This window comes from Bradyrhizobium sp. 23 (assembly GCF_023073295.1).
GTDB lineage: Bacteria > Pseudomonadota > Alphaproteobacteria > Rhizobiales > Xanthobacteraceae > Bradyrhizobium > Bradyrhizobium canariense_D.
Window position 1 is genome coordinate 29,877 of the sequence record NZ_JADPJF010000158.1, and the last position, 13,453, is coordinate 43,329.

Consider the following 13,453-nt stretch of genomic DNA (forward strand, 5'->3'; position numbering starts at 1 on the left):
GCCCATGAATCCGGAGAGCCATCCGCTCGTCGTGTCGGTCTGCTACATCCGTATCGCGGCCAGCGAATTGCACGCGACCGCGCGGTTTGCGGCCGAAATCTTCGGGCTGCAGCGCGTCGCGGAGAAGAACGGCGAGATTGCCTTTCGGTCCGACAACCGGTTCCGCACCGTGAGCATCAGCAACGGTTCCGGCGATGGCTCGAGCATCGGAATCGAAGCGTGGGACGAAGCGGCCCTCGATAGAATCGAAAACGGCTTGGCCAAAAGCGGCTTTGCCGTAAGCCGCGCGACCGCGGACGATTGCGGTCTTCGCTACGTCGAGGCAGCGCTGCTGGCGGAGGACGGTTCGGGTAACAGTATCGACCTGGTCGCGCGCCCTACGCAAAGTGCCCGCCGCTATTTTCCCAGCCGCGATGCCGGCATCACCCAGCTGCATGGCGTTGGTATCCGGTCGACGGACATGACGCGCGATCTGCAGTTCTGGAAGGAACTCGGTGCCGAAGTCAGCGACTGGGTCGGCGACATCGCCTATTTGCGCATCGACGGCCTGCACCACCGCATCGCGCTCTATCCGGCGAAGCGTTGCGGCCTGCTCTACGCGGCGTTCGAGGTCGAGACGCTCGATAACATCATGCAGAACGGTTACTTCATGCAGGAACGCCAGATCAAGATCGTGCAAGGGCCCGGCCGGGAGCCCTGCTCGAAGCAGATATTCCTTCACGTCGAAGGTCCCGACGGCATCATTTTTTCATATGTGAACGGGATGAAGGAGATAGGTCCAGTGCGTCGCCCGGCGCGTCAGTTTCCGCCGCTGCCGGAATCGCTTTGCGATTGGGGCAGCGAGGCAAAGGACGTGCCGGAACTGAGCGCCGGCGTGAATTAGGTCGCGAAACCCGGGAGAACAAGCATGATCAATCTGATGGACGTAAGCTATGTGCGCCTGGGAACCCCGGATATGGAATCGGCGGAGACCTTTGCGACCAGCTGCCTCGGGCTGCAAGTCGCGGAGCGGGCCAGGAAGGCGCTCTATCTGAGGTCCGACGACCGGTCGCATACGCTGTGCTACACCGAAGGTGACCCCGCGGACCAGGCGGTCGCGTTTGAGGTCGAAGACGAGGACTGTCTGCAGCAAGCGGCCGCCACGCTGGAGCAGCTTGGCCATCGCGTGCACGCCGGCTCCGCGGATGAGGCGGCCCAACGCAAGGTGCGGGCCTTCATCGGCTTCGATGATCCGAGCGGCAACCATATCGAACTCGTGGTGCGTCCGGAGCGCAGCGGCCGCCGCTATTTCGCGTCACGCGATGCGGGAATTGCCGGCTTCAGCCATATCGGCCTCAATTCGACCGATCCCGCCCGCGACGAACGGTTCTGGACCGAGGTCTGCAACGCGCGCGTTAGCGACCGGATCGGCGATATTCCCCTGATGCGCGTCAATGCGATCCATCACACCATCGCGCTGGTGCGGGCGCCAAAGGCCGGCATCCAGCACGTCAACCATCAGGTAGAGTCGAGCGACGACGTGCTGCGGTCGTACTATTTCCTCAACGAGCGCCGCGTCCCGATCGTTTTTGGTCCCGGCCGTCATCCGACCTCCGGCGCGCGCTTCCTCTATTTCAAGGGGCCGGACGGAATGGTGTTCGAATATTCCGTCGGCGTCGACGAAATCGAGGACGAGGCGACCCATCGACCGCGACAGTTCGGCTTTGAACCGACGAGCTTCTGCATGTGGGGATCGAAACCCGCCGGCATGGCTTTGCCGAACGACAAGTAACAACAAGCGGCATCAGCGTTGCGCTGGGCAGACGCGATACAACCAGGTGAGGGAACAATGGATTTTGGTCTTCGGGGTCGCACGGCGATCGTCTGTGCGGCGAGCATGGGTTTGGGCAAGGCCTGCGCGGTTGCCCTCGGCACCGAGGGCGTAAAGCTCGTCATCGTGGCCCGGCGGCGCGAGATCCTCGAACGCGCGGCGGATGAAATCCGTGTCGCAACCGGCGCCCACACGGTGGCCGTTGCCGCCGATGTCACGACCAGGGAGGGGCGGGATGCCATGCTCGCCGCCTGTCCCGCTCCGGATATTCTCATCAACAATGCCGGCGGTCCGCCGGCGGGTGATTTCCGCAACTGGGAGCGCGACGACTGGATCAAGGCGCTCGACGCCAACATGCTGGCGCCGATCGAACTGATGAAATCCACCATCGACGGCATGATCGCGCGCCAGTTCGGCCGGATTGTGAATATCACCTCGCACGCGGTCAAGGCGCCGATCGCCATGCTGGGGCTGTCGAACGGCGCGCGTTCCGGTCTCACCGGCTTTGTCGCAGGGTTGGCTCGCACGACTGCCGAGCACAACGTCACCATCAACAATCTGCTGCCGGGGACCTTCGACACCGACCGGCTGAAGTCAAATCTGCAGGCGCTGGCGGCCAGCACAAAACGCGGCGTTGAGGAGGTGACCCAGGACATCCGCTCCAGCAATCCATCACGGCGGTTCGGCCGTCCCGAGGAGTTTGGTGCGACCTGCGCGTTCCTGTGCTCGGCGCCAGCCGGCTACATCACCGGACAGAATATTCTCATTGACGGCGGTTCATATCCTGGAACGTTCTGAGGCTGCGGTGTTTTGTCCCCGGGTTGATTGTGCGATCGCGATCGCCTCATGGACGGCCGCTTGTGACGCAAAGCCGCCGGTCATGCACCGCGTCCAGCGGCAGAACGGATTTGCCTCGCCGGAGAGCTCGGGTCTCAATTTGGCCAAGGCCGATATGCTGCCTTCAATCACGCCACGAACCCGAACTCGGCCCATTTAGCATCGCTACGCGCGTGGTACGATCCGCTTGCGCATCCCGAGGACAACCGCCACGAACTGTTTTGGACGGAAAGGTCGAGACGACACGGCATGCTCGCTCACTTCGAATCCGCTTCAGAGGAGGGAACCGTGAGCATGAACACTGTCCGATCGCCAAAGGTGGCGGAGGCGCCGCCGCAGACTTGGTCCAACATGAAAGTGGCAAACGGATATTTCCACATCGCGGGAATGACCGGCTCGGGGCCTAAGGGGGAGCATCCAAGCGACGACACGTACATTCAGGCGATGTCGATCTTTCAGAAGTTTAAGGACCTGCTGGAGGCCGCGGGCGGCAAGATGAATGACATCATGTCTATGGGTGTACGTCACCAATCTCGATGGAAAACACCGAGGTATGACGCGCGTGCCGGGAGTTCTTCACCGGCGACCTTCCCTGCTCAACCTTGATCGAGGTAATGCGTGTTGGTTCGCCCAAGGTAAGCCCGCCCCTCAAGGTGGAGATTAACGCGACCGGCGTAATCGGCGCGGGTGGCTAGTTCGCCGTTCTCGGGCGTCCAGCGAGCTTGTCAGAGAGAGCCCGGAGCTAACGGTCTGGGTAGTGCCAGCGGCGAAGACGAGCAGGCCGGCGGGACCAGAAAGTCCTAGATAGTCTGCTGTAGTCAGGTCTGATGCGCCGCCCGCCTGTCGGGGATCCTGGCGTGAAAATCGGTGGCGAGAGAGTGTCAGTCAATCCCCATTGATGTACTTCTCGGTCGAGCTATCGTCTGTCATGATTAGCCAATTCGTGAACCTTGGCGATCGCGTACACGCGGCTGGCGGACGGGGACCGGACCGATGCCGGTCATCACCTCGCGCTCCGGCAGGTGACCGTGGCGGACGACGCGCTGGTGGCCGTCCCGGGTCTTCAAATCGGCATGCTGGTCTAGAAAGTCTGCAACCTCGGCCTCGACCGCCTGGGCCAGCAGGGCACGCGCCCCATTGCGCAAGACTTCTGTGAGTTGATCGTCGAAGATTCGTGGCTGAATCAGATGGATGACGTTATCGTTGGACACGGCATATCGCTCCTTCGGTGGAGAAGTGGAGGCGTCAAGCACCCCCACGATATGCCGCCTTTCCGATTCCCGCCGTCACCAACTTTGGGTGATAGCTCTCGTTGACCCGCGCGCCGCTGTAGGCGCAGAGCCACGGCAGCCAAGCGAAGGGCCGCGGCCATCTCGACCGAGATGAAGTCGCTGGGCGACACCACATGCTCCGGAGCGTGCACAGTTGAGTTGTTAGGAGTGGCCGCTGTTAGCTCAAACCTGACACTAAGGCCGGTCCGATCGACCGATGACGGTATCTGCTGCAAGTCGAGGAAAGCACAATAGCAGGCCGTTCCGAGCTTGAGGCGGGTCTAGTGCCCCGATTGATTCCGATACTTCCTGAAGGTACTAGCTGTCAGAGCCCCCAAATTTTCCTGTGGATTCAAGACCAAAAATTTGCGGCGGGTATACCGTCGGCATTTGTCCGTCAGATTTGAAGTTTTGTTCTTGCAAATCAACGACGAAACGTCATTCGAAATGATAGAGTGGGAGTAGGGAATAGCTACCATCGGAGCAATGCTCTGCCACTCGCCAATGAGAATCGCTTTGGTGCAGAAGTCCCGGCGCGGATGACGGATTCTAGGAGGGTATCTCCTGTGCGATCTCCCACATATGACCGGATGGGTCGGAAAAGGCGGCGGTGCGGCGACCCCAGGGACGATCGATAGGGCCGTTCACCAAGTGCACACCGCTTTGCCGGAGCCTCGCGCACGCCTCATCGACATCGCCGACTTGAATGGTCATGAGCATGCGAGGTCCGGCGCTCGAAGCAGCCGGCACCACCGGCTGCACGAGCTGCAGTGCCTCCGTCTCCTGTAGCAAATTGACCATTACGCCACCGAGCCCGATCACGCTGCATACTGCGTCGGAATAGATCGGCTTGGCGTCGAACACGGCCTCGTAGAATGCCCTCGCGCGCGCGAGGTCGTCGACGAAGAGAGTCACGCACTCTAGATTGTTCAAGCTTTTCATTCGCAGGGCATCCGTTGACTGGTCAGTCGAGTTTCTTTTGACAAAAGATAACAACGTATTCGAGAATATGAAGCAGTACTATGATGGTATCTGGCGGCGAACCGAACGGAGAATACCGTGTTGACCGATGCGGGGACTTCAGAAGCTCAAGCCTGGCGAGAAGCTTTACAAGCGCGGCGACAGCGACAGCATGTACGTTGCCGTCCCGCCCATCAAGAGGCGCGAGCCGATCCGTGGAAGTGGCGACCACACCGTCAAGGTGTTGCATTGATGCGCGCCGCGTTGAAAGTGGTGATGGCGGCAATATTCGCCATGCCGGCTGCGGGGGCTCTGGCGAAGTCTCCGGACTGCGCGAGTTGGCCCACCAACATGGCCCTCGTGCACCTCAAGAACGCCGGCCTGATCGATATCCCATCAGTGATCGAGGCGCAGACCAAGACCGTTCGTCTCGCGTCAGAAAAGATCGGCAAAGACCTCTACCAGCAGGTTTATGACATCACGTTTCACACCAAGGATGGCAAGACGATCGAGGTCATCACGAAAAACCAGGCATCAAGCGAGGAATGCTCGATGAGCGGCGTCGACATCTATGTGGTCGCGAAGAAAATCGGCGGGTCGGCAGAGCAGCCATCTGACGGCACGGCTAAAAAGTGATCCGGCTGACCGAAAGCTCAAGAACGAGGGCGGGATGACGATTGAGCCAGAGCGGGCCGAGCGCTAGCATCGCGTTATGGACGCCGAACGACGAATTGAGAACTTGGAAGCAGCGCTTGGGGCCAGCTTGCCCGTGGCGTATCGCGCCTTCCTGCGGTCACACAGGGAAGAGCCGTCTCGTCCGGTTCTGGTCGTCTCGACCAGTCCAGACTACTGGGATGTGAGCTGCATCCTCGAAATCGGCGACGCTGAAAGTTACCTCCAGCTCGATCATTGTTATGAACTGGTTGGCGACGTCCTTCCCGAAGGGATGTTGCCAGTTGGCCAAGACCAAGGTGGTAACCTCTACCTTTTGGATTGCCGCACGGGTCCGAGCACCGGAGCCGTTTATTGGTGGGATCACGAACAGGAGCCTGGCGAGGACCGCGTGGAGTTGGTCGCGACGAGCTTCCCGGAGTTTCTCGCTGCTCTGGTCCCCGATTCCTAGCGGCACGCGCGTGGGCGATGACGATCAACTTCACCGTCAGATCCGATACTGCGCGGCCGGTTTGGAGTTGCTGTAGTGGGGTTTGAGGCTGCCGCTGCGGGCCAGCCTCGCCTCTGATCCTGGTATGCGTCCGCTCCGCACAAGCCGCACCGCGATTTTGTCAAGAAGTCATTCAATGCTGTGAGCTGCGGGAGCAAGACGAACGGAGACATCGCATGAGTACAGGCAAACTGACCGGCAAAGTCGCGCTGGTGACCGGAGCGTCATCGGGGATTGGAGCGGCGACAGCCCTGGCTCTGGCGGGCGAGGGTGCGCGCGTGGCGATCGCAGCCCGGCGCATGCAGCGCTTGGGTGATCTTGCGGAGCGGATCCGCCAAGCCGGCGGCCAAGCGCTTCCGCTCGAAGTCGATGTTTCGGACGAGGCACAAGTCACGGCGATGGTGCGGCGCGCTGTCGAGGAGCTTGGTGGGCTCGACATGCTGCTCTGCATCGCTGGTGTTGGCGTCGCGGCGCCGTTCCAGAACACCACGACGGCTGAATACCGTCAGATGATTGACGTGAACTTCCTGGGGGTGCTCTACCCGATACATGCCGCGTTGCCCGCGATGAAGCGGCAGGGTTCGGGACACATCGTAATCCTCTCATCCGGCACCGGACGCTATATCCATGCCTCGACTGTCTATTCCGGCACAAAGCATGCTGCCAGCGCCATGGCGGAATCGCTTCGACGCGAGGTCGGGAAGGACGGCATTCGCGTCACGACGATCGAGCCCGGGGCCGTCAAGACCGAGTTTGTCGCGCAGATGCGTCCCGATGTCCGCCAGGCGGTGGAGACGAGACTGGGAGATATGGAGCAACTCGAAAGCGAGGACATCGCCGCGGCCATCCTCTACGCGGTGACGCAACCGCGCAGGGTCAACGTCAACATCCTCACGCTTTATCCCACCCAACAGGCCTGAGCCCGCCGCCATGGTTGGGTAACTAACATTCAGGAATTTGCTGCATCCGAAGGTCACGGCTTCACGAACCGATAGGCGAAGCGATCGGTCTTTCCCTTGATCGCGGGATCGAACACCTTGATCGTGTGCGGATCGTCCTTGTTCGCGAGCAGGGTGCTTTCCGCGTCCAGCACGAAGCCGGCCGCCTCCACCTCCTTGCGAACGGATGCAGGCTCAATCCGATGCAGCGATTGGGCCTCGGTCGTGCCCGCCCCGAGCGCGGCGGCGTGGTCGACGATGACGTAGCACCCGCCGGGCTTCAGCCGCTCGTAGACAGCGCGATTGAAGTCGGCCGCCCTCGCGCCCCGGGCCTGGATCAGCGCGGTGTGGAGATCGTGGTAGAACAGGTGCAGCCACAGCACATCCGCTGCCTGCGTGGCCTGCGGCATCGCCAGGAGGTCCGCCGAGACGGCTTCGACGTTCTCTCGGCCCGGCTCCTTCGCAAGCGTCCGCATGCGGCCGACCGGATCGTTCTTGAAGTGGGCGACTTCAGCCGGCACGAAGCTGTCAACCCGTCCTTCGCTTCCCACGATGTCGGAAAAGAGACGGGTCCAGTCGCCGTCGCCTGGGTAAACGTCGATCACGGTGGCGCCCGCATCGATACGTGCGAACCGGATCAACTCGGACAGCTTGGATTGGTCGTACATCTGGATTTCCTTTAGGCTTGGGCATTCGACACGCGCGCGGCTCGTGCCAGTGCCTGCGTGTCGACGTACTCCCGGATGTTCGTCAGTTTGCCGTTGCGAACGGTGATGGCGAAGACCCAGTCGTCCCTAAACGTCTTGTTCGTGGCTTTGATCTTTCCCTTTGCGAATCCGACGACCAGGACCCGGTCTCCTTGCGCCACGAACTCGCGGGGTTCGGTGGACGTTTCGATCGACTTGGATGCCGTCTCGAGCAAATCCGCCACCCCGTCGTGCCCGCGATGCGTTCCGGCCAGCGGCCAGTCCTCACCGGGGATGATCCACTCGATGTCGTCGGCGATCAGCGCCAGCAGAGTTTCCCTGTCGCCTCGGCCGATCGCGGCGAAGAAGTCCTTCACGGTCTGGATGTTTGTCTCGATACTCATGGGAATTTCTCCATTTCGCTCCGATCGGATCGCGCTCGATCCGATCGCATGCTTCGTGTCCTCGTGTTCATCAGTCGAACTTGACCAAATCCTTGAAGATCAGATGGCCCCAGCTGTTTCCGCGCGCCTGCACAAGCAGCCCGCCTTCCGAAAGCCCGCCGAGCTTGATCGGCGCGAAGCCGAGAGTTTCCGCAAGCGTGCCAATCGCCGCTGCGGCAGCGTCATCGTCGCTCGCCAGGAACACGACTCTCCTGCCACCATGGACGGCCGGATCCTGGGCAAGGACGGCAGCACCCAAATGGTTGAAGCCCTTGACCAGTCGACCGCCGGTGAAGGCTTGCGCGAGGGCCTTGGACGAAGGTTGTCCCCCCAGTTTCTCAGGCGGCACGCCGTAGGCGTTGGTCACATCGACGATCGTCTTGCCCTGCCAGGTGGGCAGCGCTTTCGCGACATCCTGGTGCGACTCGAAACGGACCGCCAAAAAGACGATCTCCGCCTTGACGGCGTCCGCCAGCTTTTTGGGAATGATCGAGGGTCCGATCACGGCCGCGGCGGATGTAAAGCTTTCCGGGTCGCGCGTGGTTGCAACGGAGACTTCGATGCCGTTGCGGGCAAACGCGCTGGCCAGGGCTTGGCCGATAGGGCCGAAGCCGATGATTGCGTAGCTCATGATGTTTCTCCGAACTTGTGTCGATGGCGCGGTCAGACCTGGGCCATGCCGCCATCGACGGCGAGATCCACGCCGGTGATGTAAGAACTTTCATCGGAGGCGAGGAACGTGACGGCAGCCGCGATTTCCTCCGGCTTGCCCCTGCGACCCATCGGGACCTGTGAAGCAAATTGGCTGGCCGCTTGCTCGGCTTGCTCGCGGGTCAAGCCCGTCGTCGTCTCCAGGGCGGGGGTCTCCGTTGGCCCGGGGCTCATCGTATTGACGCGGATTTTGCGGTCCTTCAGCTCCAGCGTCCAAGCGCGCGAGAAGCTGCGCACCGCCGCCTTGCTCGCGGCGTAGACGCTGAACCCCGGCAGCCCCTTCACGTTCGACACCGAAGAGTTCAGGATGATCGAACCGCCGTCCTTAAAGAGGGGGAGGGCTTTCTGCACCGTAAAGAACAGGCCCTTCACGTTCACATCGAAGGTCTGGTCGAAATGGGCCTTGGTCGCTAGCGCGAGCGGCGCGATTGTCCCCGCGCCTGCGTTCGCGAAGAGAATGTCGATGTGACCATGTTTCTCCTTCACGACGGCATAGAGCCGCTCCAGATCTTCCAGGCGCGACACGTCGCTCACGACCGTCGTCACGTTTCTCTCGATGAAGGCTGCGGCCTCCTTCAGCTCTTTCTCGCGTCGCCCGGTGATCACGACGTGCGCACCTTCGTCCACGAAGCGCTTGGCCGTGGCCAATCCAATGCCGCTGCTGCCGCCGGTGATGACGGCGATCTTGCCTTCTAGTTTTTTCATGATGTTTATCTTTCATTGTGTGTGGGCCAGGCGCGGGACCGCGCCGGGATCAGAGTTGCGCCAGGCCGCCGTCGACGGCGACTTCGCTGGCGGTCATGAAGCTGCTGTCCGAGGAGGCGAGAAAGGCAGCCACCGCCCCGATCTCCGCCGGATCGGCCATGCGCTGCAGCGGAGTCATCGCGGCGAACACCTTCTGTCCCTCTTCGCCCAGCGCTTCCTTCGCGAGTTCGGTCGCGGTCGCTCCGGGCGACAGCACGTTGACCCGGATGCCGCTGCCTTTCAGGTCCTCCGCCCAGGTCCGCGCGAGGTTGCGCACGGCCGCCTTGCTCGCGCTGTAGGCGCTCATGGCCGGGGCGCCCGTGGTGCCGGCGCTCGATCCCGTCAGGATGATCGAACCGCCCCGGCGCATCAGCGGCAGCGCCTTCTGCACCGTGAAAATCGTACCCTTCACATTGGTGTCGAAGGTTTCGTCGATGTGCGCGGCGGTGATCTTGCCGAGCGCAAGCTGACTTCCCGCGCCGGCATTGGCGAAGACGATGTCGAGGGTTCCGCGCTCGGCCTTCACCGCCGCGTAGAGCCGGTCGAGGTCGGCCTCATCCGAGACCGAGCCCTTCACCGCGCGTGCATTAGGCCCGAGGGCGGCGACAGCAGCGTCGAGGGCTTGCTGTCGGCGGCCGAAGATGAAGACGAAAGCGCCATCCTCGATGAAGCGCTTTGCCGCGGCGCGGCCGATGCCGGTCGCGCCACCCGTGATGACTGCAACCTTGCCGTCAAGCTTTCCCATGATGTCTCCTGTCGTGGTGTCGGGGCAGCATCTGCCCCCGAGGACCCCGACATAGGTCCGCCGGCCCTAGGCGTTGAGTGCGGAAGCGCGCACATCGGTGGTGCGAAATCGATCCGGCCGGACGACTAACGCCGACGGCGACGATCGGTGTCCGTCGCTCAGAATGGGCCCTGCTGGCCGGAACCGGCTATGATCACCGCCCATACTGCTGTAGGAGGCATCAGATACGGCTTGAAAAGGCGCACCGCGCGGTGCGGGATTGCACCATGATCGACTGGGACGATGTTCGCTATTTTCTAGCCGTCGCGCGGGGAGGCTCGGTGCGGGCGGCCGCCGAGCACCTCGGCGTGAACCACGCGACCGTGCTGCGACGCATCGCCCAGCTCGAGGAACGCCTTGGGGTCCAGATGTTCGAAAAGCTGCCTTCGGGCTACCGGCTGACGGCTGCGGGCGAGGAGGTCCTCGAATTCGCCGACCAGATGGAAGCCTCGTCACACCAGCTGGAGACGCGCGTGTTCGGGCGCGATCAGAGCGTGCGCGGGCGTCTGCGGGTGACGCTGGCGCCGCCGATGGCGACACATTTGCTGATGCCTGATTTCGCCGATTTCGCGCGTCTGCATCCCGATATCGAGATGGATGTCCTGTCGTTCGGCGAACTGGCAAATCTGACCAACCGTGAGGCCGACGTCGCGATCCGCGTCGTCTACGAGCGCAAAACCCTGCCGCAAAATCTTCATGGCATGAAGGGACCGGAGCTGTTCGGCGCCGTCTACATGTCCAGGGATCGACTGGCCGCGTGGCGTGCGGGCGCGCCGGATCCCTTCCGCTGGATCGTCATCAGCATGCACGGCATCCCGGATTGGGCCAGCGCGGGCGAGGTTCGCACCACGGACGTTCCATTCAGGACCAGTGACGCCGGAGCGCAGATCGCTGCTGTCCGGCAAGGGCTGGGGATCACGACACTGCCGTGCTTCGTCGGCGATGCCGACCCGCTGCTGGTGCGGGTGCCGGGGACCGACCTGCACATGTACGGAACGGTCTGGCTCCTCACGCAGGGAGAGACGCGCAAGACCAAGCGCGTGCGGCTGTTCACGGAGTTCGTATCACGCAGGCTCGCCGCGTACGCGCCGCTGCTGGCGGGGCTGTCGGTGGCGCGCGAGTGACGCGGGGCGGGTCGTGGGCGGAAAGCTTGGCCTCGACAGATCAATGCGTTATCGTGCTTCCGAAACAATCGAGTGGGAGTAGGGTTGTGACTGCTATTGATCCAGCATCGCTGGGTGTTGTTTCCTGGAGAGGCAGCGCCGCTTAGGTCATGGGGTTTGGGGTATTCATCCATCGATTGGACTCGATCTACGACGACAGCCCCGCTGAGCAGTACCAATTTCCCAGTCAATATCTTCATCGCGTTGAAGCCTGCATCGGCGATTGGATAGTATATTACGAACCGAGCAAGGTTGCTGAAACGCGCGGTTACTTTGCAATTGCTCGGGTTCAGCAGGTTCTTCCCGATCCCGGTACTTCCGGGATGTATCTCGCTTTAATGGAACCGGGAAGCTATCTCGATTTTGCCAATTCAGTCCCATTCAACGGACCGACGGGTCCAGTAGAGCGCGGTGTTCTTAACGAACAGGGGCGGATTTCAGGACGCGCTCAGTCCGCAGTCCGCCCAATCTCTCCCGACGATTTCAATAGAATATGCGAGCTTGGTTTCGCGGAGAACGCGCCGCTGCTGCCGCGGCGCGACGGCGACCTTCCATCGCTCGATCTTAACGACCAGCCGCAGGTGCCATTCGCGGTTGAGCAGCAGCGCGACCGTGTTAGCGTAACGATCTCGAAAGTCCTGCGTGATCGAGTTTTCCGCCGCATCGTGCTGCGTGCCTATGAAGAGCGTTGCGCCGTCACCGGCCTCAAGCTCATCAATGGAATGGGGCGCGCGGAGGTCGCGGCGGCTCACATACGCTCCGTCGAGGCAAACGGGCCGGACATCATCAGCAATGGCGTTGCTCTTTCGGGTACCGCACATTGGATGTTTGATCGTGGTCTCATCAGCTTCGCGGACGATCTGGAGATATTGATCTCGCGCCAGACAAACGATCTGGAGGGAGTGCAATCGATCATCAACAAGACGGGGCGCGCTCTTGCGCCGCGTCGTGCGTCAGATCGGCCACATCCGCACTTCTTAAAGTGGCACCGCGAGCATTGTTTCAAGCAATAAGCAAAACCATACGGCTCATGCGCTCGTACCCGCCCGCCGCTGAGCCGCAATCAGCATCTCCACAAACGCGGTCACCTTCGGCGGGCGGAAGCGGGCTGCGGGGTAGACCGTGTGGATGCCGCCGGATGGCAGTTGCCATTGCGGCAGGATGTGGATGAGGCGGCCCGCCGCGAGATCGTCGGCCACCAGGAAATCCGGCAGCACCGAAAGGCCGCCGCCGGCGAGCACCGCTGCGAGCACCCCCGGCGTCGTGTCGATGGCGATGCTCGCCTGCAGGCGCACGGCGCATCGATCGAGATCACCGCGCGAGAACTGCCACAGCAACGGCTCGCGCAGCGCCATGTTGGCGATGAACGGTAGCGTCACCAATTCGTCGGGATCGCGCGCGGCGGCGATCCGATCCGCGAATGCGGGAGCGCCGACCAGACATTGCCGGAACGATCCGATCTTGCGCGCCTGCAGGCTGGAATCGACCAGCCACCCCACACGGATCGCCATGTCGATCTGGCCTGAGGCGAGGTCGACCGTCTGATCTTCGAGCGTCAACTCCACGCGGCAGTGGGGATAGCGTGCCGCGTAGGCCGTGACGACGGCGATGACGACGGCGGTGCCGTAGTCGTCGGGCGCCGTGATCCGCAAGGTGCCGGTCGGCGCGGCGGCTGCCTGAGCGAGCTCGTCGAAGGCATCCTCCGCTTCGCGCAGGATCATGACGCAGCGCGAATGAAACATGCGGCCCGCCTCGGTCGGATGAACCCGGCGCGTCGTGCGCACGAGCAGGCTGGTGCTGAGATCGCGCTCCAGCTGCGCCACCTGCTGGCTCACCACGGCCTTGGTGATGCCGAGCCGTTCGGCGGCCCGCGTGAACGATCCGCTGTCCACGACGGCTGCGAAGTAGGCCAGTCGGTTCAGGTTCATGGGCTCTGTCCGGTCA

The 13,453-nt window shown here is 62.2% G+C and carries 16 protein-coding genes and 1 pseudogene; 9 read left to right on the forward strand and 8 right to left on the reverse strand.

The genetic code is table 11. The features are described 5' to 3' along the window. The first annotated feature begins 4 nt into the window (after window positions 1–4). The 4 genes from IVB32_RS41145 to IVB32_RS41160 all read left to right on the forward strand — a co-directional run bounded on the left by IVB32_RS41145 (window position 5) and on the right by IVB32_RS41160 (window position 3,253). A complete protein-coding gene (locus IVB32_RS41145; protein WP_247368471.1) occupies window positions 5–883 on the forward strand; it encodes a VOC family protein in 879 nt (292 codons plus the stop codon). A 24-nt stretch (window positions 884–907) separates the two neighbouring features. Next, window positions 908–1,771 carry a VOC family protein gene (locus tag IVB32_RS41150; protein WP_247413168.1) on the forward strand — a complete coding sequence of 288 codons (864 nt, stop codon included), beginning with the start codon at window positions 908–910 and terminating at the stop codon, window positions 1,769–1,771. 57 nt (window positions 1,772–1,828) lie between these two features. Beyond that, entirely contained in the window at window positions 1,829–2,608 is a 780-nt protein-coding gene (locus IVB32_RS41155; RefSeq protein ID WP_247368468.1) for an SDR family oxidoreductase, read from the forward strand. Between the two features lie 327 nt (window positions 2,609–2,935). Beyond that, on the forward strand, window positions 2,936–3,253 hold the full coding sequence (locus IVB32_RS41160; protein ID WP_247368466.1) for a RidA family protein: 318 nt from the start codon (window positions 2,936–2,938) through the stop codon (window positions 3,251–3,253). Between the two features lie 344 nt (window positions 3,254–3,597). On the opposite strand, the pseudogene IVB32_RS41165 reads toward IVB32_RS41160, so the two are convergent. Next, a pseudogene (locus IVB32_RS41165) lies at window positions 3,598–3,858 on the reverse strand (IS256 family transposase); the annotation flags it as partial. Between the two features lie 609 nt (window positions 3,859–4,467). Then, window positions 4,468–4,860 (reverse strand): VOC family protein, encoded by a 393-nt coding sequence (locus tag IVB32_RS41170; protein WP_247297518.1) that lies wholly within the window; start codon window positions 4,858–4,860, stop codon window positions 4,468–4,470. A gap of 117 nt (window positions 4,861–4,977) precedes the next feature. Between IVB32_RS41170 and IVB32_RS41175 the strand changes: the two genes are divergently transcribed. The 3 genes from IVB32_RS41175 (at window position 4,978) to IVB32_RS41185 (ending at window position 6,960) form a co-directional block, all read left to right on the forward strand. After that, window positions 4,978–5,514: a hypothetical protein gene (locus tag IVB32_RS41175; protein WP_247297516.1), complete on the forward strand. Its 537-nt coding sequence runs from the start codon at window positions 4,978–4,980 to the stop codon at window positions 5,512–5,514. 76 nt (window positions 5,515–5,590) lie between these two features. After that, complete coding sequence (locus IVB32_RS41180; protein WP_247297514.1) at window positions 5,591–6,001, forward strand: SMI1/KNR4 family protein; 411 nt, start codon at window positions 5,591–5,593, stop codon at window positions 5,999–6,001. A 215-nt stretch (window positions 6,002–6,216) separates the two neighbouring features. Then, a complete protein-coding gene (locus IVB32_RS41185; RefSeq protein ID WP_247297513.1) occupies window positions 6,217–6,960 on the forward strand; it encodes an SDR family NAD(P)-dependent oxidoreductase in 744 nt (247 codons plus the stop codon). A gap of 53 nt (window positions 6,961–7,013) precedes the next feature. Here IVB32_RS41185 and IVB32_RS41190 read toward each other — a convergent pair whose 3' ends face one another. From IVB32_RS41190 to IVB32_RS41210, 5 genes are all read right to left on the reverse strand, one after another. Next, window positions 7,014–7,646, reverse strand: coding sequence for a class I SAM-dependent methyltransferase (locus tag IVB32_RS41190; protein WP_018459188.1), 633 nt, complete (start codon window positions 7,644–7,646; stop codon window positions 7,014–7,016). An 11-nt stretch (window positions 7,647–7,657) separates the two neighbouring features. Then, window positions 7,658–8,068, reverse strand: coding sequence for a nuclear transport factor 2 family protein (locus IVB32_RS41195; protein ID WP_018459187.1), 411 nt, complete (start codon window positions 8,066–8,068; stop codon window positions 7,658–7,660). A gap of 70 nt (window positions 8,069–8,138) precedes the next feature. Continuing rightward, entirely contained in the window at window positions 8,139–8,738 is a 600-nt protein-coding gene (locus tag IVB32_RS41200) for an NAD(P)-binding domain-containing protein (RefSeq protein WP_247297511.1), read from the reverse strand. 32 nt (window positions 8,739–8,770) lie between these two features. Beyond that, window positions 8,771–9,523 (reverse strand): glucose 1-dehydrogenase, encoded by a 753-nt coding sequence (locus IVB32_RS41205; protein WP_018459186.1) that lies wholly within the window; start codon window positions 9,521–9,523, stop codon window positions 8,771–8,773. Between the two features lie 49 nt (window positions 9,524–9,572). Then, window positions 9,573–10,307 (reverse strand): SDR family oxidoreductase, encoded by a 735-nt coding sequence (locus tag IVB32_RS41210; RefSeq protein WP_018459185.1) that lies wholly within the window; start codon window positions 10,305–10,307, stop codon window positions 9,573–9,575. Between the two features lie 266 nt (window positions 10,308–10,573). Between IVB32_RS41210 and IVB32_RS41215 the strand changes: the two genes are divergently transcribed. Beyond that, window positions 10,574–11,470, forward strand: a complete 897-nt coding sequence (locus IVB32_RS41215; RefSeq protein WP_018459184.1) for a LysR family transcriptional regulator — start codon at window positions 10,574–10,576, stop codon at window positions 11,468–11,470. Window positions 11,471–11,619: 149 nt separating this feature from the next. Then, complete coding sequence (locus IVB32_RS41220; protein WP_039800641.1) at window positions 11,620–12,522, forward strand: HNH endonuclease; 903 nt, start codon at window positions 11,620–11,622, stop codon at window positions 12,520–12,522. Between the two features lie 15 nt (window positions 12,523–12,537). Here IVB32_RS41220 and IVB32_RS41225 read toward each other — a convergent pair whose 3' ends face one another. Then, on the reverse strand, window positions 12,538–13,437 hold the full coding sequence (locus IVB32_RS41225; protein ID WP_247368460.1) for a LysR family transcriptional regulator: 900 nt from the start codon (window positions 13,435–13,437) through the stop codon (window positions 12,538–12,540). Window positions 13,438–13,453 lie beyond the last annotated feature (16 nt).